The sequence below is a fragment of the Segatella copri genome (genome assembly GCF_015074785.1).
GTDB lineage: Bacteria > Bacteroidota > Bacteroidia > Bacteroidales > Bacteroidaceae > Prevotella.
The window spans coordinates 2,235,736-2,260,147 of sequence record NZ_CP042464.1 but is presented as its reverse complement, the minus strand read 5'-3'; the positions used below and the strand labels follow the sequence as shown (position 1 = coordinate 2,260,147).

General features: G+C 45.4%; 23 protein-coding genes. 4 read left to right on the top strand and 19 right to left on the bottom strand.

Annotation, left to right across the window (positions count from 1 at the left end):
- Positions 1 to 194 precede the first annotated feature (194 nt).
- From FO447_RS09705 to FO447_RS09685, 5 genes are all read right to left on the bottom strand, one after another.
- Positions 195 to 701 (bottom strand): hypothetical protein, encoded by a 507-nt coding sequence (locus FO447_RS09705; RefSeq protein ID WP_200756161.1) that lies wholly within the window; start codon positions 699 to 701, stop codon positions 195 to 197.
- Between the two features lie 8 nt (positions 702 to 709).
- Positions 710 to 1,195 (bottom strand): hypothetical protein, encoded by a 486-nt coding sequence (locus tag FO447_RS09700; RefSeq protein WP_200756160.1) that lies wholly within the window; start codon positions 1,193 to 1,195, stop codon positions 710 to 712.
- A gap of 61 nt (positions 1,196 to 1,256) precedes the next feature.
- Positions 1,257 to 2,096: an energy transducer TonB gene (locus FO447_RS09695; RefSeq protein WP_228114523.1), complete on the bottom strand. Its 840-nt coding sequence runs from the start codon at positions 2,094 to 2,096 to the stop codon at positions 1,257 to 1,259.
- Between the two features lie 40 nt (positions 2,097 to 2,136).
- Positions 2,137 to 3,375: a tetratricopeptide repeat protein gene (locus FO447_RS09690; RefSeq protein WP_200756159.1), complete on the bottom strand. Its 1,239-nt coding sequence runs from the start codon at positions 3,373 to 3,375 to the stop codon at positions 2,137 to 2,139.
- Between the two features lie 36 nt (positions 3,376 to 3,411).
- Positions 3,412 to 3,894 (bottom strand): hypothetical protein, encoded by a 483-nt coding sequence (locus FO447_RS09685; RefSeq protein WP_200756158.1) that lies wholly within the window; start codon positions 3,892 to 3,894, stop codon positions 3,412 to 3,414.
- Positions 3,895 to 4,364: 470 nt separating this feature from the next.
- Between FO447_RS09685 and FO447_RS09680 the strand changes: the two genes are divergently transcribed.
- Positions 4,365 to 4,919: a hypothetical protein gene (locus FO447_RS09680; RefSeq protein ID WP_200756157.1), complete on the top strand. Its 555-nt coding sequence runs from the start codon at positions 4,365 to 4,367 to the stop codon at positions 4,917 to 4,919.
- Here FO447_RS09680 and FO447_RS09675 read toward each other — a convergent pair.
- The 9 genes from FO447_RS09675 to FO447_RS09635 form a co-directional block, all read right to left on the bottom strand.
- Positions 4,904 to 6,130, bottom strand: a complete 1,227-nt coding sequence (locus FO447_RS09675) for a serine/threonine-protein kinase (protein ID WP_200756156.1) — start codon at positions 6,128 to 6,130, stop codon at positions 4,904 to 4,906. The two genes, FO447_RS09680 and FO447_RS09675, sit on opposite strands and share 16 nt — an antisense overlap.
- Before the next feature lie 441 nt (positions 6,131 to 6,571).
- Positions 6,572 to 7,399, bottom strand: a complete 828-nt coding sequence (locus FO447_RS09670) for a nucleotidyl transferase AbiEii/AbiGii toxin family protein (protein ID WP_118064902.1) — start codon at positions 7,397 to 7,399, stop codon at positions 6,572 to 6,574.
- On the bottom strand, positions 7,389 to 8,018 hold the full coding sequence (locus FO447_RS09665; protein WP_118064900.1) for a type IV toxin-antitoxin system AbiEi family antitoxin domain-containing protein: 630 nt from the start codon (positions 8,016 to 8,018) through the stop codon (positions 7,389 to 7,391). The genes FO447_RS09670 and FO447_RS09665 overlap by 11 nt, the downstream gene beginning before the upstream one ends.
- A 410-nt stretch (positions 8,019 to 8,428) precedes the next feature.
- Entirely contained in the window at positions 8,429 to 9,376 is a 948-nt protein-coding gene (gene cysK, locus FO447_RS09660) for a cysteine synthase A (protein ID WP_153084973.1), read from the bottom strand.
- 31 nt (positions 9,377 to 9,407) lie between these two features.
- Positions 9,408 to 10,703, bottom strand: a complete 1,296-nt coding sequence (locus tag FO447_RS09655) for an O-acetylhomoserine aminocarboxypropyltransferase/cysteine synthase family protein (protein WP_006849406.1) — start codon at positions 10,701 to 10,703, stop codon at positions 9,408 to 9,410.
- A 252-nt stretch (positions 10,704 to 10,955) separates the two neighbouring features.
- Positions 10,956 to 11,849, bottom strand: coding sequence for a hypothetical protein (locus tag FO447_RS09650; RefSeq protein WP_118139643.1), 894 nt, complete (start codon positions 11,847 to 11,849; stop codon positions 10,956 to 10,958).
- Between the two features lie 63 nt (positions 11,850 to 11,912).
- The gene (locus FO447_RS09645) at positions 11,913 to 12,359 is read right to left on the bottom strand and encodes a DUF6108 family protein (RefSeq protein WP_118139644.1); all 447 of its coding nucleotides are present in this window, start codon (positions 12,357 to 12,359) and stop codon (positions 11,913 to 11,915) included.
- A gap of 66 nt (positions 12,360 to 12,425) precedes the next feature.
- Entirely contained in the window at positions 12,426 to 12,962 is a 537-nt protein-coding gene (locus FO447_RS09640; RefSeq protein ID WP_118139645.1) for a hypothetical protein, read from the bottom strand.
- Between the two features lie 16 nt (positions 12,963 to 12,978).
- Positions 12,979 to 13,479 (bottom strand): RNA polymerase sigma factor, encoded by a 501-nt coding sequence (locus FO447_RS09635; RefSeq protein ID WP_118139646.1) that lies wholly within the window; start codon positions 13,477 to 13,479, stop codon positions 12,979 to 12,981.
- A 156-nt stretch (positions 13,480 to 13,635) separates the two neighbouring features.
- On the opposite strand from FO447_RS09635, the gene FO447_RS09630 reads away from it, so the two are divergent.
- On the top strand, positions 13,636 to 15,216 hold the full coding sequence (locus FO447_RS09630; protein WP_118139647.1) for an L-lactate permease: 1,581 nt from the start codon (positions 13,636 to 13,638) through the stop codon (positions 15,214 to 15,216).
- Between the two features lie 84 nt (positions 15,217 to 15,300).
- On the opposite strand, the gene FO447_RS09625 is transcribed toward FO447_RS09630, so the two are convergent.
- Positions 15,301 to 16,245: a DMT family transporter gene (locus FO447_RS09625; RefSeq protein WP_118190649.1), complete on the bottom strand. Its 945-nt coding sequence runs from the start codon at positions 16,243 to 16,245 to the stop codon at positions 15,301 to 15,303.
- A 176-nt stretch (positions 16,246 to 16,421) separates the two neighbouring features.
- Here FO447_RS09625 and FO447_RS09620 point away from each other — a divergent pair, with 176 nt between their 5' ends.
- A complete protein-coding gene (locus FO447_RS09620) occupies positions 16,422 to 17,240 on the top strand; it encodes an AAA family ATPase (RefSeq protein WP_022121034.1) in 819 nt (272 codons plus the stop codon).
- 39 nt (positions 17,241 to 17,279) lie between these two features.
- Positions 17,280 to 18,278 (top strand): DUF4435 domain-containing protein, encoded by a 999-nt coding sequence (locus FO447_RS09615; protein WP_118154789.1) that lies wholly within the window; start codon positions 17,280 to 17,282, stop codon positions 18,276 to 18,278.
- Positions 18,279 to 18,410: 132 nt separating this feature from the next.
- Here the strand turns inward: FO447_RS09615 and FO447_RS09610 are convergent, their stop codons facing one another.
- From FO447_RS09610 to dxs, 4 genes are all read right to left on the bottom strand, one after another.
- The gene (locus FO447_RS09610) at positions 18,411 to 19,373 is read right to left on the bottom strand and encodes a type I phosphomannose isomerase catalytic subunit (RefSeq protein ID WP_118139651.1); all 963 of its coding nucleotides are present in this window, start codon (positions 19,371 to 19,373) and stop codon (positions 18,411 to 18,413) included.
- A gap of 187 nt (positions 19,374 to 19,560) precedes the next feature.
- Complete coding sequence (locus tag FO447_RS09605) at positions 19,561 to 21,018, bottom strand: TrkH family potassium uptake protein (RefSeq protein WP_118154792.1); 1,458 nt, start codon at positions 21,016 to 21,018, stop codon at positions 19,561 to 19,563.
- A gap of 30 nt (positions 21,019 to 21,048) precedes the next feature.
- Entirely contained in the window at positions 21,049 to 22,392 is a 1,344-nt protein-coding gene (gene trkA / locus FO447_RS09600; protein WP_118154795.1) for a Trk system potassium transporter TrkA, read from the bottom strand.
- Positions 22,389 to 24,281, bottom strand: coding sequence for a 1-deoxy-D-xylulose-5-phosphate synthase (dxs, locus tag FO447_RS09595; RefSeq protein ID WP_200756155.1), 1,893 nt, complete (start codon positions 24,279 to 24,281; stop codon positions 22,389 to 22,391). Before dxs ends, trkA begins: the two co-directional genes overlap by 4 nt.
- Positions 24,282 to 24,412: the final 131 nt, after the last annotated feature.

Sequence of the window (24,412 nt, the reverse complement as noted above, 5' to 3'; positions counted from 1 at the left end):
GTATTTTTGTGGTATTTTATTTTGTGTTTTAACGGTATTTTACTTTGTATTTTTGCGGTACTTTACTTTGTGTTTTTGCGGTAAACGGTATTTTAATGTCCGTTTTCATAACAGATACTATTCTTAGGAGGAAAATAAAAAACACTCATGGCATTCGCTATTATATCAATAGGAAAGCCATGAGTGTAATTGGTTTATTGAAGTCTTAATTTTCTAGAACCTGTCCAACTTACTTTGCTGATAGATTCTGAGGTAAGTTCAAGTGTCTTGTAATCTTTGGAAACGGTACCTCGTAGGACTAGATCGTTGGCGTAAACGGTTATGTCATAGCCATTCGCTTCCCATTCTCCACTCCAAGTAGCATCGTCTTGCAATGTTTCCTTGATGCTGACTTTGCCATTGTTCTTGAAGGTGAGACGCAAAGATTCTGTGGCTGTACTCTTATCCAAGTCTCTTTCGTCATCATATACGATGTCGTCTTCAACTTGGCGAGTTACCTTATATACCATTTTCCCTCTTTGTGCAACTGTGTCGCTAAAGATTTTTGTAGAGTCTACTTGTGGCTCTACTTTTTCGGAAACGATGGTGTCTTTTATCACCGTACTGTCTACGGTTTCTGCATCTTTAGTCTGTTTGTTGCCACAGGCGGTAAATGATGCGACTAGGCAAACGCCTAATGCTGTGATAATAGAATGTCTCATGAGGCTTGTTATTTGATTTCCTTTACAATTTTTGCGGATGCTGCACAGTCCTTGGCTCTAACCAGAGTGATGTCACCTTCATAACTGTCTGGCAAAAGGGTAAAGTTGAGATGATCACATTCAGCAAAGCCGTTCTTCATGTGATAACTAACATTTGTGAGAAACTTCTTGCCGTTTTGTATCAACACCAAGGCATCTCCTTCGTGTTGACCATCAAATGCATCTGCATAATCTTTCTTGACACCAGGCTTCTGTAATGCCTCCTTTACAGACATACCTACTGCCAAATTGTTTGATTTAGCAATACTGTCTGCTTTTGCAATACTATCAGCACGAGCTATGCTATCGCATCTGGCAATACTGTCTGCTTTAGCTTGCGCTATGGCAACTGAATCTATTCCATTCTCCTCCTTGTTATTCTTGTTGTTTGAGCAACTTGTGATGCTTGTTGTGAAACATACAAACATCATGATTAAAAAATGTTTCTTTTTCATTGTCTTGTAATTTGAAATTTACACTTTATAGAAGCTACTTTCCCGTTTTGGGTATAGATCCTTATTGTAATCTAAAAACGACAGGTGTTGTACATTTGGTTCGTACAGGTATTCCTTTTAGTTTTGCTGGTGTCCATTTCGGCATAGCCTTAACAACACGCAGGGCTTCCCTGTCAAGTGACGGGTCAACACTTCTAATAACCTTAACGTCAGACATGGAGCCGTCTTTCTCTATGATACTCTCTACGATTACACGTCCTTGTACGCCATTTTCCTGTGCTACATCAGGATATTTTACATTGCTGTTCAGATAAGACTTCATTGCACTTTCACCACCAGGAAAAGATGGCTTTTCATCAACTTTATCAATTTCATTGACTTCGTTGTAAACTGACTCTTCGTTTGGATTCCAATTTACAAGTTCATCGTATTTAAGTGAGTCGCTCTGCAATTGGAAAAACAGATCTTCTAAAATGACCCCATCGGGATTAGTTTGCCATGTTATCTTCTCCTCCTTCATCTTGACGTTGTCAATCTTGATATAGATACTTCCGTTTGCAGTGATGTTGTATGAGAATGAGAGACCAAGTTTAGATATAGGTATCACGATATTTCCACCGCCTTTTCCTTCAGTATTAGCAGGTTTGAATACTATGTCCCACTCATTATTGTTCGACTTATTGTTGAAGAAATAATGGTTTTTGATTTTTTTGTTAAAGTCGTTCACCAAATTTGGGCTTGGCTTAGTGACAGTTGTTGTATTGGCTTTTTGTGTAGTGCCTCGTCTTGCTTGTCCGAAGGTTGGGCTTCCTGTTAGCATAACGAATATTGCTAAAATGATACTTTTTCCGATTTTAGAGGAAAAAGTGATGCTTAATGTTTGTAAAAATGAATGCTTCATAATAAATGTAATGCTTTTATGAGTCCACTTAATAATGTTATTAATATATGACATTTGTAACCTTTCCGTTTCTAACCTTTACGATTCTAGGGAATACCTTCCCAAGAAGATTAGCCAGTCGGAGACCATAGGAAGGGATATATTGTTTGTAAGTACCAACTAAGTCTCTGTAAGGACCATTGTATTTGTACATTTGATATCTGCTACCATCAGTCTCAAAAGTCTTGAATTCAGTAAGGATACCTTCTGGCATACCTATATAAACCTTTCCCTTTTTGATGTTGTCGTATGCTCTCTGTCCATATTTCGCTACAAGACTTTTTTCTTGTGCTATCCTTGATTTATAATTTGGTAAATTGGCCAGAATAGTTTTCATGTCTTGATTTCCTTGTTCTGCACCAATTTTCAGATACTTAACAAAGTCAGCGTAAGAAAGATATTTGCTAATGCCAAAATCATTCTCACCTTCCATTTTCAAACAATAGGCACCAACCAAAGCCTGAATTGCATCAAGGTTTTTTAGATCAGCTGCCTTGCGCAAATATTTGACTCCTTCTGGTATGTTTTTTGTTACACCCTTTTGCTTGTCACCCGCTAAGAGCATTCCACCATAATAATAGGCTGCTTCTGGCGAATTGTTTTTTACCGCTTTGAGATACCATTTCATAGCTTCCGAATCATTCTTAGCTACACCTTCGCCTTTATCATAGGAAAGTGCCAGATAATATTGAGCCTTCGCATATCCTTGGTTGGCTGCTTTTGTATACCATTTTATGGTTTCTTCAAGGTTCTTTTCTACCCCGTTGCCATATTTATAGCAGACTCCCAAGTTGCATTGTGCCACCGGTAGTCCTTGTTCTGCAGCTTTTGTATACCATTTTACGGCTTCTTTAAGATTCTTGTCTACTCCTTCGCCAAATTCATAACAGTATCCTAAGCTGTTTTGTGCTTCTGCACATCCTTGTTCAGCTGCTTTTGTGTACCATTTTACGGCTTCTCCATAGTTCTCGTATACTCCATAGCCATTGTAATAGCAGTTGCCTAAGTTGTTTTCTGCTTTAACATTTTCTTGTTCTGCAGCTCTTGTGAACCATTTTACTGCTTCAGGTAAATTTTCCGTAACCCCTTTCCCATCATAATATGCTTCGCCCAGAGCATTCTGTGCTTCTGCTTCACCAGACTTGGCTTTTAGCGTGAGGGTGACAATGTTGGCAGTTTGTGCAAATACTCCCGATGCTGTCGCAAAGAAGAGTATCATGATTAGATAAATCTTTTTCATATTCTATAGTTTATTTGTTATTATTCCCAATATTGTTTACAAGTGTAAATGTATCATGTCTAATAGCTGGTTTGCAAAAATTGCGTTCCAATAGTTTGCAATAGGTGAACCCTTAGTCAAAACAGGCATCTCTTGAAAATATGGATGCGTTACAACCATTGTATATTGATGAGTCATTGCAAATTTTTTGAGATAGGCGAATGTCCCATGTTTTGTACGACAACATCCAACAATGATTTTGATAGTTGGAATACTTGCTACAATATTATACCAATCTTCAAATCTGCGACCTACTCCATCACCAATGGTAATAACTGCAATTTCTGCCGTTCCATTGCGTTGTAGAATAGCCAGTTGCTCTTTCTTGAGAATGATGGAACGGCTATCATAAAGCCATCCTTCACGATGTGAAATTAAAAGTTCTATCAATCTGGTAGCACTTAGTGTCTTGCCATGATTGCCTAATGCGCTGATGGCTATCAGTAGCTTTTCTGGCTTTTTATTTTCTAATTTTTCCATAAGCTAATCATTTACTTTTTGGTTATTTCATTCTTAGGCACAAAAAAGGTGCGAACCAATTTCATTCTGTTCTGAAGGTTCTGGACTACCTGTACACAAAGAATGAAAATCAGCTCACACCAAAGGGTATATATCAATGTCCATCCCGCCGAAGCGGAATGGATACAATAATACACGGTTGGGTGAACAACTTCTGTCTTCGTTCTTGTGTACAATGAATTGTCCAGATTCTCAGTACGAACCAAGCATGGTTGTTTCCTTAACATGTCTGCTGCTTGTTTAGAACAGCACTGCAAATATACCATTTTTTTTCTAAAGTTGTTCATTGTGAGCTGATTTTTTTGCAAAAATAGGTGTTTTTTCTGCTTTTTCAGCGTTCCATTCCGTTCCAAGTTCAAAATATGAGGTGTTTTTAGTGGAAATATTGGCTTTTTGTGTGTTGGCTGGATTTGTTTCAGTATCTTTGCAGCATGGAACAGATATTACGTGAAATGATAGAAAAAATGGTGGGGCGCAAGATGGTTGTGCCCCGCGACTTCGCTTGGTTGAGCGAAAAGGTGGAGGAACGTACCCAGCAAAGGGTGAGTGCCTCTACGCTGCGACGATTCTGGGGATACGTGAGCGAAGGGGTTTCTGCCAGTAAGTTTACCAAGAATGTGCTGGCTAATTTTCTCGGTTATGCGGACTTTGAGGAGTTTGGATTGTCGCAAGGAACGGGAGAACGGCAGAGCCAGATGGTTATAGGCAAGGAAATCTCATGCGATGATCTTTATGAGGGACAGATGCTCAAACTTTCCTGGCTGCCCGACAGAACCTGCATCATCTGGTATCAGGGAAACGGAAGTTTCAAGGTGGTATCATCAGAAAATACCAGATTGGCGAAAGATGATACATTCGAGTGCCGTCATTTTATCAATCATGAGCCTGCTTATCTTCATGCCTGGAAGCATGGAGTTGATGAACCGGTTACTTACGCAATTGGTAAGAAGAACGGCATTATCGTGGAGCATTATCTGGAAGATTGAAATCTCGACAAGGTGGGCTTCACATATCTTTCAGAGGTATAAGAGGACAGCTCGTAGATGATATCTGCCTTCTTGCTGCCGGCGATGTCTTTAGAGAATGTCTGCGGATAAGTCGTTGTGATGAATTCATTACTCTTATCTACAAACTGATAGAATGCCTCGCTCTTTTTCTCAACAGACCGGATGGTGTCTATGCCGGATTCCTTCCACATCTTGTCGATTGTCTTCTTGCCTTCGGATAGGAGTTCGGCGGCTTGTGCCTGTGATGCAGAAGATGGCTCGGTAGCTGTTGGCTGCAGGGATTTCTGGCCATTGGAAAGTGGGGCAGGCTTCTTGGCTTGCTGGCGGATGGATGTATCCTTCTTGGCTTCGGTATGTTCAGGGGTGGTGCTAATGCTCTTTTCCTGCTGATTCAGTAAAGGACAACTGATGAAACCTAATAAGATGATACAGACCAAAGCTGCGATTGCGATACGCTTGATACCGAATAGATGCCTGTTTCTGCGAGCCATGAAATCGGCTTTGAGTTCATCCACATTGGCATATCGCTGGGCTATGGGAGCCTTACATCGTTTGATGATGGCAGTATACGGTTTGCTTGGAAGTATCTTTTCCAGGATACAACCGATGCTGAAGATGTCGTTGCGGATGTCTGCCTGTTGGGATGCAATCTGTTCAGGTGAGATGTAGCCCAGTGTGCCGGCAGGCTGTTTGAGGATGGCAAAGTCGTCGGTATCTGAAAGTCCGAAATCGATGAGCTTTACATGATTGCCGTTATGGGTAATCATGATATTGGAAGGTTTTAAGTCTCTGTGTACTATCTGCTTGGCGTGGATGTAATGCACAGCATCAAGCAACTGGAGGAAGATGTCTTCTCCCTCAGTCTTCTTGCCACTCCAGTGTTCCAGCGTGATACCATCTATCCATTCCATCACGATACAGGTACCCATTTCTGGTATTTCTTCCATGCTGTAGGCTGATACGATGTTGGGATGCTGCAGGGATATGAGGATATCGAACTCTTTGTGCAGCAGGTTCTTGTAGTTTTCGTCTTGGCGATATGGCTCCTTCAATCCCTTGAGCACCCACCATCTGCCATAGCGCTTTGCCTTGCAAAGAAGGTTGAATCCTTTGCAAGGTATGGGAGTAAAGTCTGAAAATTGTTCAGACCTTCTACTTTCTTCTATGATGATTCCAGAATATGAATCCATGTTACTCAGACTGGGTTGATAATTCGGTTGCAAAATTAACTAAATAGAGATACCCATCCCACAGAAGCGGGATGGATATGAGTATACATATTGGGGCAAACAACTGGAACTGTCATTCTTGTGTACTGCGAACTGTCCAGATTCTCAGTCCGAACTTAGCGTAGTTGCTACCTCTTTATGTCTGCCGCCATTACTAACGGCATTGCAAATATAGGCATTTTAAAAGAAATTTTCAAGCGGAAACGAAACTTTTAGTATTCTTTAAACTTTGACGATTGGTTCAAACTCATTCCTCCCCGAGCTTATAACTTATTTTATATAGGAACTGGTTGTCGCAAATCCACTCTCTTTTCTCTTGTGAAATGTGGAAGCCCACCCCTTTTAATGTCCGTTTTCAAAAGTGAAATTGTCCCCATGAGATAGGAATGGAAGCTACCTTAGCTATTCTATGTTTATCATTTTCGCCAATTGCAGAAAGTATTCGTTGGACCAGATAGTCATATCTTTTGGATTCTTTATAAACGGCATCACATCTACTTTTACCTGTTTGATGTCTGCTGATCTCAATCTTTGCTCCAAGTCGGCAATGAATTCTTCTTTTGATTTCTCGCATCCGTTAAATTCTTTGATTCTTTCCTGTAGATGTTTGAAATCTAAAGGAATTCTATTCCGGATGTACCATTCGAAATCATACCAATCGCGTCCTTTTACCCGGTTTTTCCATGCTCGATAAACTAATGCGTGCATTTTGCCGGCAAATAAGTCGGGAAGGGTAAAGCATCTTGTCATGAAAGAACGAGGCTCTATCAGAAGTTTTTGCTCCGTAGAAAAATGGAGAGGAGGATTGGTATCTACTTCAATTTTGATTTTGATGGACTTTTCTGTTTGAAATGAAATGTCATAAACGTCGGTGGTATCTTTTAAAAAAGCTGATTCTACTTTTCCAAAATTCTTCTTGTCCTTCTTCTGTATGTCCACTCTTCTCCCGATGGCATCAAATTCGTCGATAATTGGTTGGAAGTATTGGGAGAAGTCAAAACTTTCATCTTTGTTCAATAAAGAGAAATCCATATCTTCACTGAAGCGATTTAAACCATGGAAAATGCGTAGGCAGGTTCCACCATAAAAAGCTGCTTTTTCGAAGAAACCGCCTTGGTACAAACCGGCAAGAATTATTTGCTGGTTTACCTCAAAAGTAGCATTTCTTTTAGACTGATCTGTAGAAAGATCATAAGCTGATAACATATTTTGGTATATCTCATTCATGATGTAAGAGTTTTAATATTGTGCGTATGGATGTTGCCTTTTTTCCTATATTTGCATAATCTTCGAATATCTTGGGATTGAGCTGGTAGAATCTGTCCATATCAAATCTTAGATTTTCTTCCAGAAACTCTAATGCTTCCTTCTTGTATCTCAGTTTGATACCTGGCAGGTTGGCTATCAAATCACATAATGCCTTTTCTGGAGTAGCCATTATATAGACATTGTTTCCTTCCTTTATCTGCGTAATTCCTATAGGATAGGTGGCCCTTGGAATATGATGATAGTAAAAGTTGCCTATGGGTGTATTGTATTCCTTTGCTGTCTTAAAGGTCATGGATTGAACTGTATATACAGCTTCGGGTATTAAACCATAATATCTTAATGCTGTCTGCATAGACACATAAGATGGAGACAACAGATGGTTGGCGATAAGTCCGGAAGAGAGTGGTTGTCCCGTTTCTTGTGGATTTACAACGAACAGATTTCGCCTGAGGCGGATGATTTCACCCGCCTTTTCCAGCTGTGCAACTTTTGCAAACTTGGTCTTTACATCTGGATATAGTGAAGCAATGACCGAAGATGTTACTGGAATATTGCCTAATGTAATTAGAATATTTCTCATTTGGGCGCAAAGATAGTCAAATTTTCGATAGAAAACAAACTTTTTCTTAGTTTTCTATCGAAAATTTAGCTTTTTCTTGGTCTTTTTATTTAGCCAAAGGTATAATCTTTACTCCGTCTTCCATTGATATGGCTTTATCGTAAATCGTGTCTTCTACAGTTTCTTTATATTTTTGCGCCGTTTTACTTTGTATTTTAACGGTAGTTTACTTTGTGTTTTTGTGGTAAATGGTCTCGAATTTTAGCGATTGCACCGCCCTAACTACCTATTTTTATATAGTTAGGGCGGTGGTATCGCATTTGCAAATATATATGAAGTTCCGAAAATGAAAATCCCCAACCTGCTATGGGAAAGCGGGTTGGGGAAATTATGATAGATTTTGCTTTCATCAGAAAATATCCGATTGTGAATTACAATGGATACTCCTCGAAAGCGTAGAGTACAGTGCTTAAATAACGCTCGCCGGTATCTGGCAAGAGGGCTACAATCTTCTTGCCCTTGTTCTCAGGACGCTTCGCAATCTCGGTGGCTGCAAAGGCAGCGGCACCTGATGAGATTCCTACCAAGAGGCCCTCGGTCTGAGCCAGGTCACGACCTGCCTTGATGGCATCATCGTTCTGAATGTCCAATACCTCATCGATATATTCTGAAGAGTAAGTCTCTGGAATGAAACCGGCACCGATGCCCTGAATCTTGTGAGGACCGCTCTGTCCGCCGTTCAATACAGGCGATGTGGCAGGCTCTACGGCAATCACCTTCACGTTTGGATTCTGTTCTTTCAGGTACTTGGCGATACCCGAAATGGTTCCACCGGTTCCTACACCGGCTACGAAGACATCAATCTCGCCATCGGTATCAGCCCAGATTTCTGGTCCTGTTGTGGCATAGTGTTTGGCAGGATTGGATGGGTTGGTAAACTGTCCCAGAATCACGGAACCAGGGATGGAATCGCGGAGTTCCTCGGCAGCCTTGATGGCACCAGGCATTCCGTCCTTACCGCTGGTCAATCTTACTTCTGCGCCGTAAGCCTTCACCAGGTTTCTGCGCTCCACACTCATGGTTTCAGGCATGGTGAGGATGAGGTGATAGCCCTTTACGGCTGATACCAGAGCCAGACCTACACCCGTATTACCGCTGGTTGGTTCGATGATGGTGGCACCTGGTTTCAGGATGCCCTTCTGCTCAGCGTCTTCGATCATCGCGAGGGCGATACGATCCTTTACGCTTCCGCCAGGATTGAAGAATTCTACCTTAGCAATTACAGGAGTCTCCAAACCCTTGGATGCTGAATACTTACCCAATTCTACCAATGGGGTCTTACCGATTAAATCAGTAATCTGCTTATATATCTTTGCCATAACTGTACTCTAATTTAAATCATTAATATTTTTACTTTACGTAGGTAAATGCTTCATCGAGTGCCTCAATCAGGTCGTCGATGTTCTCGATACCGATGCTCAATCGAACGGTAGAAGGATAGATGTGCTGCTCCTCCAACTCCTCTGGGCTCAACTGAGAGTGAGTGGTTGTTGCTGGGTGGATAACCAGTGACTTCACGTCGGCTACGTTAGCCAGCAAAGAGAAGATGCGCAGGTGGTCGATGAACTCCCATGCCTCTTTCTCGCCGCCCTTGATATCGAAGGTGAAGATAGAACCACCGCCGTTAGGGAAGAGCTTCTTGTAAAGTTCATGGTCTGGATGAGAAGGAACGGCTGGGTGATTAACCTTAGCCACCTTAGGATTGTTCTCCAGATATTCTACCACCTTCAATGCATTCTGAACGTGGCGCTCTACACGGAGGCTCAATGTCTCCAAGCCCTGAAGAAGAATCCAGGCGTTGAATGGAGAGATGGTTGCACCGGTATCACGAAGGATGACCGCACGGATTCGGGTTACGAAGGCTGCTGCTCCGGCTACATCTGCGAATACGGCACCATGATAAGATGGGTCTGGCTTAGCGAGAGTAGGGAACTTGTCGGCATTTGCCTTCCAGTCGAACTTACCGCCATCTACGATGACACCACCGAGAGATGAACCGTGACCGCCGATGAACTTGGTAGCAGAGTGAACCACGATGTCTGCTCCGTGCTCGATAGGGCGGATGAGGTATGGAGTGCCGAAGGTGTTATCGATAATCAATGGGATGTTGTGGCGATGAGCAATCTCTGCCAACTTATCGATATCGGTTACATCTGAGTTAGGATTTCCGAAGGTCTCTGCATAGAGAGCCTTGGTATTGTCCTGAATGGCAGCCTCTACCTGCTCGAAGTTGCGAGGATCTACGATGGTGTAGCTAACACCCTGTGTAGATAATGTATGAGTGATGAGGTTATAAGTACCACCATAGATGTTGTCGGCAGCTACGATGTGGTCGCCGTTCTGAAGGATGTTCTGCAGAGCGTAGGTAACGGCGGCAGCACCAGAAGCGACAGCCAAACCTGCTACACCACCCTCGAGGGCAGCTACACGGTCTTCGAATACACCCTGAGTAGAGTTGGTCAAGCGACCATAGATATTACCTGCGTCACGGAGTCCGAATCTATCGGCAGCGTGCTGAGAGTTGCGGAACACATAACTTGTGGTCTGGTAGATAGGCACCGCACGAGCGTCGGTAGCTGGATCTGGATTTTCCTGACCTACATGCAACTGAAGTGTCTCAAAGCGAAGTTTCTTTTCTGTACTCATAATCTATGTCCTTTCTTTAATTTTACGTTAATATTCAATCTTATTCATTTATATAAATTGTCGCCCAGAAATCAGATTGATGTTCTTTCTCTGAAAGACATTCTGATGTCCTTCTGAAAGTCATCAGACTGTTTGTTCTGATTGACGCTGCAAAGGTACGGCGATTTTTTGGATTCTGAAATAGCATATGAGTAGTATTCCTGCTACCACGTTTGTGGTATTCGGGCATTTTTTTCGATTTTTTGAGAGAAATTACAGTCTAAATCCTAAGCCGATGGTCATCGGGTAGCACTCGGGAGCCTTGGTCTTGTTGAGCAGTGGGGTTACTCCAGCACGGGCGTAGAGCATCACTCCTGAGTAGCCGGCACGGGCTTCCAGGTTCAGGCCGATAGGGTTGAGGTTGATATCGCCCGTTTCGGTATGCTTGTGCTTTCCGATGAAGTAGCGGGAATGCTCGTGCCAGCGGTATTCTACTGATGGACCTAAAGCCAGGAATGCATCATGGGATCCTATGCGCTTCTGCCACTCCAGCATGATAGGCAGGCGGAGCACATTGTAGCTGATATAGCTTTTCTTCAGCGTTTCGCCTTCTATCGGAGTCATTGCCGATACCCCGTTTTCGGTACTTAATACATAATTGTCCTTGAAATGGTGGTGTACCTGTCCGATGGAGAGAGAGGAGGTGAGCGCCATTTCGTTGGAAAGGCGGAAGCAGAGACTGGTGAGGGTGATGCCCCATTCCCACGACTTGGAGTTGCGACTGTGCATCTCGTTGTTGCCTCCCATGCTTCCCCTGCTGCCTGGCAACTGGCTGCAGCCGAAGAAGAAGGTTGGATAATGACTCTCCAGACTGCGCTTGCGCTTGCTCAAAGTCTGAGGGATGAATGGTGAGGTGACAAATACCTTTTCTACTTCCTGACCATCTACGAATTGGGTTTCGGAAATCTTGGTCATCTCGTTGCCGTTCATCTTATATATCTTCACAGAAGTCTGTTCACCATCCTGCTTGATGACGATGTTCTGGTCGTTCACTCTGATTGTGGTGTCGTTAGCCTCTACCGAGGCTGGTGTACTGTTGCTGTTGGTTTCAGCAAGGGCGAAGGCTGGCATCATGGCAGCCATCATCATTACGTTTTTGATATTCATAATACTATATTTTATGTTGTTTCTTATTCTTATTGAGAAGATTCCAGAAGGAAAATGCTGTTTCTATCTTCTGGAATAGCAGAGTTTCATGATATCTTCGGGCGACAGGTCGCCTTCTATATAAATCACGGTTCCCTTGCTTTTACTCGGGTTACTGAAGAGGATGAAGCGGTTGTCGCCATTGCTCAAGGGTGTCATCATGTAATAGCCGCTCACCATCTTGCCATTTTCCACCACCTCTCTGATCTTTTTCGCAGCTTTGCGGTCGGACTTCAGATAGTGGGCTATTTCCGTGGCATGGTTCTTATATACCAGGCTCTTGTATATCTTGAGCCTGTAACCTTTGAGTTGCGCATTCTGCATCGTAACCATCTTGCATCCCTTGGCGTGTCCGAAGCGTTGGAATATACTTTTTACGTATAGTCCCTCCTGGGCATTAGCCGAAATCGAGGCTACCACGATAAGAAGCAGTCCGATGAAGAAGCGTTTTATCAAGTTGCATCGTTTCATATTCTATACCTTATTATATATATTATACTTTATAGTTTGATTGATTGTTTCATCTAAAAGATGAATTTATTGTTTCATCATATCCAGGGCACTGAATGGATCTTCGGAATCTGCCGAAACATCTTCCAGGGCATCCAGGGCTTCGTTATGAACGAACTCCTGGTCGGTATAAACCTTTCCATCGATAACCGCATAACATTCAGGCTGAGGCTGGGCAATCTTCTGGATGCCCACAATCAGGAATGCGATGATAGCGGCGGCTGCCACAGAAGTGCCGAAATATTTGAGCCATCTGCTGCGAGAAGCTTCCTTCTTTGGGATTTCTTCCTTCTCGATATCTTTTTTTTCGAAATCCTCCTCCTTCTCTTCTTCTTTTAGAATTTGAGAAAGATTCATCTGTTCGAATCCGATATAGCTGAAGAGGGCGCGATAGGATTCCCATTCTTCCGGAATATCATTGGCATGCTCTTCGAAATATTTTCTGAGCGTTGCCTCTTCCTCATTGGATGTGGCACCATCCATATACTTGTCGAGCAAGTCCTGTATCGTCTTGAATTCATTGATACCCTTGAATTCATCGATTCTTTTTATTTTATCGTTCATCTTCTTTCCTCCTTTTTTATTTTGTTCTGTTTTGTTTCACGATATTCATATAGGTCTCTCTGATTTTGAGTCGGGCTCTGGAGAGATTCTTTCGGAGATTATCGGCAGTACATCCCGTTATCTGCATGATTTCATCGGCAGTATAGCCTTCTATCTCCTTCATGCGGAATATCTGCTGCTGCAAGGGCGGGAGCTGTGCCACTATCTGCTTGATGAGATTTACCTCGTCCCGTTGCTCTGCCCGCCGGTCTTCTATGGATACTTCCATCACCCTGTCGGTGGTGAAGTTCCGCTCCTCATGCCTGCACTGGTCATAAAACTTGTTGCGCATGATGGTGATGGCGAGCGCCTTGAGGTTATCTTCTGCCTTGATATTCTGGCGCATGTCCCACAGCCTGAGCATGACTTCCTGCACGAGGTCTTCGGCATTGTCGTCACTCTCAGTCAACCTTAGCGCATACGCTTTCAGGTCGCTGCGCATCGGTAGGATGATATGGTTGAATTCTTCTGTTCTCATAACCTTAACACTCTATAGACGTATGAAATTGAAAAATCGGACATCTAAGAAGAGATTTTTTTCAAAAAATGCTTTCTTTTTTCAAAGAAAAATGTTATTTTTGCAGTCATAAACATAAAATTTAGCAATCGAAAACATTAAAAAACTGAATGGCTTATGGCATCTGTAGTTTCTATTATTCCCATCGTGTTGCTGTTCATCCTGATGCTCGGCTTCAAGATGGCAGGTCATAAAAGCGCCTTGCTGACGCTCGTAATTACCGTGTTGCTCGCTCTCTTCGCTGCTTCGCCGCTAGGCATGATTGCCCCGGAACATGCGGAGGACAGCGTGATCGCCCTGACGGGATGGGCGGTGGTGGAAGGCATCCTGAAGGCGGTATTCCCGATTCTCATCATCATCCTGATGGCTATCTATAGCTATAATATCCTCGTGGAAAGCAAGCAGATAGAGGTGATCAAGAGGCAGTTTACATCGATTACCGATGATAAGGGACTGCTCGTGCTGCTCCTCGTATGGGGATTCGGCGGACTGCTCGAAGGTATGGCGGGTTTCGGAACGGCGGTGGCGATACCTGCTGCCATCCTCATCGGACTCGGCTTCAAACCGATGTTCTCGGCTCTGGTTTCCTTAATCGGTAATACCGTGGCTACGGGATTTGGTGCCGTGGGTGTACCGGTTACTACGCTCTGTAACGAGGTGGCTGAAAGCGGATCGGCTTCGGCGGCACAGATTTGCGAGACTTCGGCCTTCGCCATTATCCAGCTGGCACCTCTTTTTATCATTCTGCCTTTCATCATCCTGACGCTTACCGATAAGCACAATCTTATCAAGAATCTCATCATCGCCCTCTGGGTGGGAGTGATTTCCGTGGTAGTGCAGTTTGTCTGCGGCTATTATCTCGGTTCGGAGACTCCAGCCATCATCGGTTCGCTGGCAGCCATTATCGCCATCATCGCATACGCCAAGGTGTTTGCCAGAAAGAGCAAGGTGCAGGATAAGGAAACCTTTACGCTTGCCGAGAGCCTAAAGGCATGGAGCGTTTACCTTTTTATATTGATATTCATCCTGGTTTCCGGAGCCCTCTGTCCTCCGGTCAATGCTTTCCTCAAAAGTCATCTGGTGAGTGCGGTTCATCTGCCTGTACTCGACAGCACCTTTAAGTTTGGCTGGATTTCCAATGCGGGCTTGATGCTCTTCCTGGGTGCTACGATTGGTGGACTGATTCAGGGATTGAGCCTTAATAGATTGATGGTGATTCTTGCCCGTACCACGGTGAATCTGCGTAAGACGGTGGTGACCATCTGTTCGCTGATAGCCCTGGCAAGTGTGATGAACTATTCGGGAATGATTACTGCCATCGCCTCAGGTCTGGTGGCAGTAACGGGAGATTTCTATCCTCTGGTAGCACCTATGATTGGTGCCATCGGAACCTTCGTAACGGGTTCTGATACCTCTTCGAATATCCTCTTTGCCAAGCTCCAGGCTCATGTTGCCAATCAGTTGGGCATGACGGGACAGAGCACATTCTTCGGTATGGAGGGTGGTCAGGAGAACTGGCTGGTTGCTGCCAATACCACGGGAGCCACGGGTGGCAAGATGATCAGTCCGCAGAGTATCGCCATCGCTACTGCAGCCTGCGATATGGAGGGAAAGGATGGAGAGATTCTCCGTTCGGCCATCCCATACGCCCTGCTGTATATCGTATTGGGCGGACTGATGGTTTACTTCGGTTGCTGATCTTCTTTTTTTATATAAAAAACTGTCCTCATCTGTTATCTCAGATGGGGACAGTTTCAGTTTTATAAATCGATATTATATCTTTTAAGCATGTCTTTTCTCGTAGGCCAGGCTGTGGTCGTGCTGGTCGATATCTCTCTTTGACTTGCTCTTTACCACGAGCCATACACCTGAGAACACGAGGATGGCGGCTATTGCCTGCATACCCTTGAATACGGCGAGCCCCACGATGACACTCACGGTGACCGATACCAGCGGCTGCACATAGTTATATACCGAAACTACGGTAGGGCGCAGGGTCTTTTGGCCAATCATCATGCAGATGTAGCCCAGATAAGTGCCGAAGAGAACCACGTAGCCCGTTTCCCACCAAGTGCTCATCGGAACCTGGGCAAAGTCGATGCTCATCACGTGACTGATGGTGAAAGGCCATATCAGGACCGTTGCCCAGAGGAACATCCACTTGTTGATGGTGAAGAGCGAATACTTAGACAGCAGGTTCTTGAAGAGCGACAGGTAGAGGGCGAAAGAAAGCTGCGCCGACATACAGAGCAGGTCACCCCAGATGTTTCCCACCTTGGCATTGCCAGCCGTAGCACTCGTCATGATGATGATGACGGCACCTGCGCATCCCATCAATACACCGAGCGCCTTCTTCCAGGTGATAGGCTCCTTCAATATCAGGAAGGAGAGAACCATGGCGAAGATAGGCATCGAAGTGGTCATGATACTGGAATTGCTAGGCGAAGTCATGTTCAGACCGATGGTGTAAGAACACTGGTTGAACACGAGGGCGAAGAGTCCGGCAGCAGCAAACTTGAAGATGTCTTTTACTGGAACATGCTCTTTCTTGGTGAAGAGCGAGGTGAGCCAGAAGAGAATGGCACCACCCAATACTCGGAAGCTCACCAGGTCGATGCCGTCGATGCCGTGAAGCATGGCATCCTTGCCTACGGGAGCCATCAGTCCCCAGAATGCGCCGGAACAGAAGAGGCACAGGTGGGCGATAAAAGGTCGTTTGTTATCCATTTTTTCCTTATTTCTATTTAAATCTTCCTATTTTTGAATAAAATCGAGTGCAAAGGTACAAAAATTCGAGGAATTTTGCTATATTTGCGGTATATTTTTTGAAACTTAAAGGAGTTAAGAAGTTAAGACCATAGTCTTTTTCCGTTCTTGACTATTAAAGATAGGAGATTATTCTTATGCAGAAATATGCTGATTATATCAAACAGATAGAGATTGAATCTCTCTGGAGCGGTACCAAACATATTCTTTGGAACCTCGACCGCCGTGTCAATATCCTGAGTGGTGTAAACGGCGTGGGCAAGAGTACTATATTAAATAAGGTGGTAAAGGGTCTGGCGGCTGGCGGTGAATTCCCTAGTCACATGATCAAGGGTGTGCATCTGAAGGTGGAGCCGGAGGAGGCAAAGTGGATTAGATATGATGTAATCCGCTCGGTAGATAGACCATTGATGAATGCCGAGATGATCAACAAGATAGACCTTACCCTGGTTACCGAACTCGACTGGCAGCTCTTCCAGCTGCAGCGCAAGTATCTGGATTACCAGGTGAACATCGGCAATCGCATCATCGCCGTCTTGCAGAGTGGCGAACCGGATGCAGCCTTCAAGGCTCAGAAACTGAGTGAACCGAAGAAGATGTTCCAGGATATGGTAGATAATCTTTTCAAGGATACCGGCAAGACCATCATCCGTACTGCCAACGAAATCCGCTTCAACCAGATAGGCGAGCAGCTCTCGCCTTATCAGCTCTCGGCTGGTGAGAAGCAGATTCTTGCCATCCTCCTCACCGTGCTGGTGGAGGACAACCAGTCATACGTCCTCTTTATGGATGAGCCGGAAATCAGCCTTCATTTCGAATGGCAGAAGCAGCTCATCGGTCTGGTGCTGCAGCTTAATCCGAATATCCAGATCATCATGACCACCCACAGTCCTGCTGTGGTCATGGATGGATGGACCGATAGGGTGACGGATGTGAATGATATTACGATTTCGTAATGTTGAATGTTAAGTGTTGAATGTTGATTTTTTCAGCTTATGGCTAAACGTTTAACCGATAATATCAATTCCCAGTTCTTCGAGGCAGCCAACAGGATGACCTCGAAGAAGGCTCGGCGCAAGATTGTGGCTTACGTCGAGAGCTATGATGATGTCTTCTTCTGGCGTTCTGTATTGGGAAAGTTTGAGAATGAAAAACGCTATTTTGATATCATGCTGCCTACCCGTAACCAGCATTTAGACCGAGGCAAGAAGGCTGCTATCTCCAGTATGCTGAAGGGAGTAGGTAGGGATATGATAGCCTGTGTAGATGCCGATTACGATTATCTGCGTCAGGGCTCAACCGAGTCTTCCCAGCAGATGTTGGAGAATCCTTACATCTTCCATACCTATGCCTATGCCATTGAAAACTTCCAATGTTATGCCAGAGGATTGCACGAAACCTGTGTGATGGTGACGCTCAACGACCGTCGCATCTTCGATTTCGAGCGTTTTCTTGAGTCTTATTCCCGTACCATCTGGCCCCTCTTCTTATGGCACATGCTGTTCTATGTGCGTCATCGCAAGATGTCGATGCATTTTGATATGGCGGAGTTTGATAAGGTCATCATGCTGCCTTCTGTCCGAATCCAGGATCCTAAATGGGCGATAGATTATTTGGGAAAGAAGGTGCGGGCAAAGCTGTTCCAGCTGGAGCGCCGCTTTAAGAAGTTTAAGGATGAGTTGGATGAAATGGCTCTTTACCTCAACAGTCTGGGTGTAAACGAGAGCAATACCTATTTATATATTCAGGGTCATCATCTCTTCGACCTGGTAGTAAGTCCCATCGTCCAGAGCGTCTGCGATGCTTTGCGCAATGATAGGGAGAACGAAATCCGCGACCGTGCCCTCCATTCCGAGCAGGCCCGCACCGAAATGGCATGTTATGAGAATAGTCTGGGCAAGGTGAAGATGATGATGAAGAAGAACACCTTCTACCAGTTCTCTCCCGAATTCCAGAAGATACAGGCGGATGTGGAAAAGTATTTGGAAAGGTAAAAAGGATATTTAAAGGTAAAAAGGTAAAAAAGTAAAAAGGTAAAAAAGTAAAAGGGTAAAAAGAAAGCAGGCAGATGACATCCCGCCAGGCTCTTTTTACCTTTTTACTTTTTTACCTTTTTACCTTTAAAATTATACGTATGTCTCCAGGAACTTCAGGGTTCCTTCTACCTTCAATGTCTTGGTGCTGGCAGGAACAACGATGCTTTCGCCGCCCTGGAGCGTAATCTCGTTACCCTCGTTGTCGATAATCTTAGCCTCACCCTTCAAGCCAATCAGAATCACGAAGCTGTCCAATTCTGAATAATCCAGCGTCATTGGCTCATCGAGATCATAAACGGCTGTGGTGAAGTAAGGGCACTGCACCATGCTTACACCCTGATTCTTGGCAGGAGTGTAGTGCTGGCGATAGTCTGGCAATACGGTGTAGTCGATGCACTCAGCAGCTTCCTTGGTGTGGAGCTGGCGATAGTTGCCATCCTTGTCCTTGCGCTTGAAGTCGTAGATGCGATAGGTAACATCGCTGGTCTGCTGAATCTCGACAACGAAACAGCCTGTTCCGATGGTGTGGATTCTGCCGGCTGGGATAAAGAAGCAGTCGTCCTCCTTCACGTTATACTGAGCCAGGGCATCGGTGATGGTATCGTTCTCTACCATCTCCTTGTACTGCTCAGGAGTAATCTGCATCTTCAAGCCGTTGTAGAGCTTGGCATCCGGCTCGCATGGCAGCGCATACCACATCTCGGTCTTGCCGCGTTCCTTACCTTGCTTCTTGGCAATTTCATCATTAGGATGCACCTGGATAGAGAGGTCGCGGTTGGCATCGATAAACTTGATGAGCAGTGGAAACTCATTGCCGAAACGCTTGTAGTTCTCTTCTCCGAGGAAGCTTCCCTTCCGTTCTGCAACAACCTCGTTGAGGCTCTTGCCCTGCATCTCGCCATCGGCTACGATGCTTTCATTTCCTGGTACTCCAGAGATTTCCCAGCTTTCTCCCACATTCTCTTGCTTTACGTCGAGATGCTTGAAAGTGATAATCTTACTGCCACCCCAGATGGTGGATTTTAATAGCGGTTGAAATTTTAATGGTTTCATTATTACCTATATTTAGTTTATAAATGTACTCTTCAGTACGGTTTCTTACTCTCCGGTAAGGCTCTTGCTGAACCTATACCTTATTATATATAACGCCTTTTGTGCGAAATATACTTAGTCTAGTAAGCGTATTTCTTACTTCAAATATCAACTTCTCTTTTATTTTCTAACTCCCCCTCTGGGTATGTTAGTTCTCTCTCCAGAATGCTGGCGTTAAGATAACCAGCACACTGAATATCTCCAGACGACCGATGAGCATCATCAGCGAGCAGAACCATTTTGCCACATCCGGCAGTTCGCTCCACGACATGGTTGGTCCGATTTCCGTACCCAGCGTAGGTCCCACATTACCCACGCAACTCAGGGTGATGGTGATGGCATTGGTATTATCGATGCCCATGGCTATCATCGTGAACGATATCACCAGACAGATGATGAGATAAGTGGTGAGGAAGGCAAGCAGCGTAACACGCTTCTGCATCGGTACGTTCACACCATCAATCTTCAATGGTAGCACGGCGTTAGGATGCAGAATCTGGCGGAATTCATTCTTCACCATTCTTACCAGCATCACGCCACGGATACATTTCAAACCTCCACTCGTACTGCCTGAGCAGGCTCCGAAGAACATGCAGGCTGCCAATACCACCCAGGTAACGTGAGGCCACACAGCAGCATCGTCGTTAAATAATCCCGTGGTGGTGATGAATGATACCACCTGGAAGATGGAGCTGCGGAAGGCATGTTCCACATCGTAGTTGCGCATCGCTATCAGCTCTACCATGATGAAAGCCGTGAAGACTGTAACGAGGAGCATATAGAACTTAAACTCTGAATTCTTGAACAGATCCTTGATCTTGAACTTGATGACGGCTGCATAGAGCAGGGTGAAGTTAACACCCGACAGGAAGCAGAAGAAGGCACAGATGTATTCCAGCGCCGGCGAATGGAAAAACGAGGTACTGCTGTTATGAGTAGAGAAACCTCCTGTAGCCGTAGTGGTCATCGCATAGTTGAAACTGTCGAAGAGATTCATTCCTGCCACATAGTAGGATGCGATGCAGGCAATGGTGAGCATCAGATAGATACTCCATATCCATTTAGCCGAAGTGGAAAGCCGGGGATGCAATTTCGTTTTGATAGGTCCTGTTGCCTCGGCAGCAAACACCTTGGTCTGTCCTCCTACAAGCGATGGCAGCAGGGCGATGGTGAAGAACACGATTCCCAGACCGCCTATCCATTGGGTGAGCGAACGCCAGAAGAGCAGTCCGTGGGGGAAACATTCTACATCGTCTAATATCGTGGCTCCCGTTGTCGTAAATCCCGACATGGTTTCAAAGTAGGCATCGGTAAAGTTGTTGATGTATCCACTTATCATGAAGGGGAGGGTTCCGAAGAAACTGAATACAATCCATGAGAGCGTTACCACGAGATAGGCATCACGGCGCGACATTGAGTTATCTGCTCCGTGTCCTCGCCATTTCAGCACCAGTCCGCCTCCGATGGTGGTAAGTGTTGCCACAATGAAGGCAAAGATGTCGTCCTGCTGGTAATAGAAAGCTACCAGCAGACTGACGAAGAGCAGGAATGCTTCTATGAAAAGCAGTTGCCCTAAAATCTTATATATTAATTTGCTGTTTATCATATATGAAGTATGTCTCTATCTCCTTCACGCTTAGATGAAGTATTTCTCAATTTTCTTCATGTTGATGTTGTGGCAGAAAACCATCACCGAGTCGCCCGGTTCTATCTGGGTGTTACCCGAAACGAGCATTCCTTCTTCACCGCGAACCAGTCCACCGATGGTTACACCGATAGGCATGCCGAGTTCTTTCACCGGTTTCTGGGTTACCTTCGAACCTTCTTTGGCTATAAACTCAGCTACATCGGCGTTAGCGCTCATCAGGAATCTCACGTTCATCACGTCGGCATCGAGCATCATCTGATAGATGTAGCTGGCGGCAATCATCTTCTTGTTGATGATGGTACCGATATCCAGACTCTCTGCCATGCTCACGTAGTCTACGTTTTCTACGGCAGCCACCGTCTTGCGCACACCCATTCTCTTGGCGGTAAGACAGGCCAGAATATTGGTTTCGGCGTTACCGGTCAGTGCCACGAAGGCCTGGGTACTGCGGATACCTTCTTCTACGAGTAGCGGAATGTCGCGTCCGTCACCATGAATGATGAGCGTCTTGTTCTCATCGAGAATATCGTTGAGATATTCGCAGCGCTCCTCGCTCATCTCGATAATCTTGCATTCCATATATTCCGGCATCTTCTTCACGGCTCTTACGGCTGTGCGTCCGCCACCCATAATCATCACGTTCTTCACATCTACATAGTGCTCCTTGCCTACAATCTTGCGGATATATGGGATATAGTTGCGGGTGGTCATGAAGTAGGCGAGGTCGTAGAGTTTCAGCTCGTCGTTACCGCCAGGGATGATGGTATCGCTGCCTCGCTTGATGGCTACCACGTGGTATGGGTCGTTAGGACCGCTGATGTTCTTGAGCGGTTCGTTCAGTATCTCGCATCCTTCGCGCAGTTTGATGCCGAGCATGACGAGTGCGCCGTCGTGCACATCCCAGCGCTGACGTACCCAACTCATTTTCAGTCCGTTATTGATATCTACGGCTGCGAGCATCTCCGGATAAATCAGTTTGCTGATACCTAATTCTTTGAAGAATTCCTGAGCCTGCTGATCCATATACTCCGGGTTATCCACACGGGCCACCGTTCTTTTGGCACCCAGGTTCTTGGCAAGGATGCTAGCTGTAATGTTGGTACTTTCTACCGGAGTAACGGCGATGAAGAGGTCGGCATCTGCTACCCCCGCATCGCGTAAGATGTGAAGACTGGTAGGCTTGCCCAGCATGGTGAGCAGGTCGCAGTCGGAGCCAATGCTTGCCAGGCGCTCTTCGCTTTCATCGATGAGCGTAATCTCTTCATTGCTGCGTGACAGGAGTCTCGCCAGATGAGTACCTATGGCATATGCGCCAGCTATGATTATTTTCATTTCTTAATTGCTTCTTTGATTGATTCTTTATCGAGATGCACGATTTCCCTGAGCTGTGCCACGGTTCCGTGTTCCACAAACTCATCTGGCAATCCCATTCGGGTCATCTTTGGCTGATAGTCATGGTCGTTCATCCATTCCAGTACGGCAGAGCCCATACCGCCCATACGAACGCCGTCTTCGATGGTGATGATGCGGCTGAACTTTTCGCCCACCTCTTTCAGAATGTCTTCATCGAGTGGCTTGAGGAATCGCATATCGTAGTGGGCGATGCTCATTCCGGTTTCGGCTTCTACCTCAGCGATAGCCTGAGCGGCATCGTTTCCGATAGGACCGATGGTAAGAACGGCTACATCGGTGCCGTCTTTCAGCTTTCTGCCGGTACCGGTCTTGATTTCCTCCATCGGGTTGCGCCAGTCTACGAGCACACCCTTGCCTCTCGGATAACGGATAACATAGCTGCCATGACCTGGCAACTGGGCTGAATACATCAGGTTGCGCAACTCATGCTCGTTCATCGGAGATGCGATGGTGAGATGCGGAATCGGACGGAGAGCCGCCATATCGAAGGCACCATGATGGGTTGGTCCGTCTTCACCTACCAGTCCGGCACGGTCAAGACACATGATAACCGGCAAGTTGAGCAGTGCCATGTCGTGGATGATGTTATCGTAGGCACGCTGTGCAAACGAACTGTAGATGTTGCAGAAAGGAATCAGGCCGTCTTTCGCCATACCTCCAGAGAAGGTGACGGCATGTCCCTCGGCAATACCTACATCGAAGGTACGGCTTGGCATCGCCTTCATCATGATGTTCATGGAACATCCTGTAGGCATGGCTGGCGTCACACCTACAATCTTCGGGTTCTTCTGAGCCAGTTCCAGCAGCGTCTCTCCGAAAACATCCTGATATTTAGGAGGCTGGTTGCTGGTATCGGCAATGATTCTCTCACCCGTTTCCGGATCGAATTTGCCTGGTGCGTGCCAGATGGTAGCACTCTTCTCGGCTGGTTCGTAACCCTTTCCCTTGGTGGTATGCAGGTGCAGCAGCTTAGGACCCTTCATGTTCTTAAGCTGTTTGAGTACTCTCGCCACTTCCTTCACGTCATGACCGTCGAAAGGTCCGAAGTAGCGGATATTCATACCCTCGAAGATGTTCTGCTGATGACTCAGTGCCGACTTCAGTGCATTGTTCAGGCGCAGGATGCCCTTCTTGCGGTCTTCGTTGAGATAGCCTTTGGAGTGCAGCCACTGCGATGCCTTGAAACGGAGGCGGTTGTAGGTCTCGTTGGTATCGAGGTTCAGAAGATATTTCTCCATACCGCCCACAGCCCGGTCGATGCTCATATCGTTGTCGTTTAGGATGATGAGCATGTCGTTAGGTGTACTTGATACGTTGTTCAGTCCCTCGAAAGCCAGTCCGCCGCTCATGGCTCCATCGCCAATGACGGCTACCACATGCCTGTCGGTATCTCCGTTTTCGCGTGCGGCAACGGCCATACCGAGTGCTGCGGAGATGGAATTGCTCGCATGTCCGCAGGCGAAGGTATCATATTCACTTTCTAAAGGTGTAGGGAATGGACGGATGCCGTGCAACTTGCGGTTGGTACAGAAGTTGTCGCGGCGTCCTGTTAATATCTTATGTCCGTAGGCCTGGTGTCCCACATCCCATACAATACGGTCGTATGGGGTGTTGTAAATATAATGTAGGGCTACGGTTATTTCCACCACGCCAAGAGAGGAGGCAAAATGACCGGGGTTGACGGCAACCTCGTCGATAATGTCTTCTCTTAACTCTTTGCAGACTTGTGGCAGCTGGTCAATGCTCAGTCGTCTCAAATCTTCTGGGTATTTTATACTATTTAATAGACTAAACTTGTTCTTGTCCATGTTTTCTTCGTGAAAATCTTGTGCAAAGATAATGCTTTTTTCCTATATAAAGCACTTTTGAGGCAATATTTTCGCTTTTTCCGATTATTCTTTGTATTTTTGCAAAGGAAATTTCTGAAAAAGGAATGAAA

Coding starts and splice junctions, on each gene's coding strand:
- FO447_RS09705 (WP_200756161.1), bottom strand. CDS start 701: ATGAGACATTCTATTATCACAGCATTAGGCGTTTGCCTAGTCGCATCA.
- FO447_RS09700 (WP_200756160.1), bottom strand. CDS start 1,195: ATGAAAAAGAAACATTTTTTAATCATGATGTTTGTATGTTTCACAACA.
- FO447_RS09695 (WP_228114523.1), bottom strand. CDS start 2,096: ATGAAGCATTCATTTTTACAAACATTAAGCATCACTTTTTCCTCTAAA.
- FO447_RS09690 (WP_200756159.1), bottom strand. CDS start 3,375: ATGAAAAAGATTTATCTAATCATGATACTCTTCTTTGCGACAGCATCG.
- FO447_RS09685 (WP_200756158.1), bottom strand. CDS start 3,894: ATGGAAAAATTAGAAAATAAAAAGCCAGAAAAGCTACTGATAGCCATC.
- FO447_RS09680 (WP_200756157.1), top strand. CDS start 4,365: ATGGAACAGATATTACGTGAAATGATAGAAAAAATGGTGGGGCGCAAG.
- FO447_RS09675 (WP_200756156.1), bottom strand. CDS start 6,130: ATGGATTCATATTCTGGAATCATCATAGAAGAAAGTAGAAGGTCTGAA.
- FO447_RS09665 (WP_118064900.1), bottom strand. CDS start 8,018: ATGAGAAATATTCTAATTACATTAGGCAATATTCCAGTAACATCTTCG.
- cysK (WP_153084973.1), bottom strand. CDS start 9,376: ATGGCAAAGATATATAAGCAGATTACTGATTTAATCGGTAAGACCCCA.
- FO447_RS09655 (WP_006849406.1), bottom strand. CDS start 10,703: ATGAGTACAGAAAAGAAACTTCGCTTTGAGACACTTCAGTTGCATGTA.
- FO447_RS09650 (WP_118139643.1), bottom strand. CDS start 11,849: ATGAATATCAAAAACGTAATGATGATGGCTGCCATGATGCCAGCCTTC.
- FO447_RS09645 (WP_118139644.1), bottom strand. CDS start 12,359: ATGAAACGATGCAACTTGATAAAACGCTTCTTCATCGGACTGCTTCTT.
- FO447_RS09640 (WP_118139645.1), bottom strand. CDS start 12,962: ATGAACGATAAAATAAAAAGAATCGATGAATTCAAGGGTATCAATGAA.
- FO447_RS09635 (WP_118139646.1), bottom strand. CDS start 13,479: ATGAGAACAGAAGAATTCAACCATATCATCCTACCGATGCGCAGCGAC.
- FO447_RS09630 (WP_118139647.1), top strand. CDS start 13,636: ATGGCATCTGTAGTTTCTATTATTCCCATCGTGTTGCTGTTCATCCTG.
- FO447_RS09625 (WP_118190649.1), bottom strand. CDS start 16,245: ATGGATAACAAACGACCTTTTATCGCCCACCTGTGCCTCTTCTGTTCC.
- FO447_RS09620 (WP_022121034.1), top strand. CDS start 16,422: ATGCAGAAATATGCTGATTATATCAAACAGATAGAGATTGAATCTCTC.
- FO447_RS09615 (WP_118154789.1), top strand. CDS start 17,280: ATGGCTAAACGTTTAACCGATAATATCAATTCCCAGTTCTTCGAGGCA.
- FO447_RS09610 (WP_118139651.1), bottom strand. CDS start 19,373: ATGAAACCATTAAAATTTCAACCGCTATTAAAATCCACCATCTGGGGT.
- FO447_RS09605 (WP_118154792.1), bottom strand. CDS start 21,018: ATGATAAACAGCAAATTAATATATAAGATTTTAGGGCAACTGCTTTTC.
- trkA (WP_118154795.1), bottom strand. CDS start 22,392: ATGAAAATAATCATAGCTGGCGCATATGCCATAGGTACTCATCTGGCG.
- dxs (WP_200756155.1), bottom strand. CDS start 24,281: ATGGACAAGAACAAGTTTAGTCTATTAAATAGTATAAAATACCCAGAA.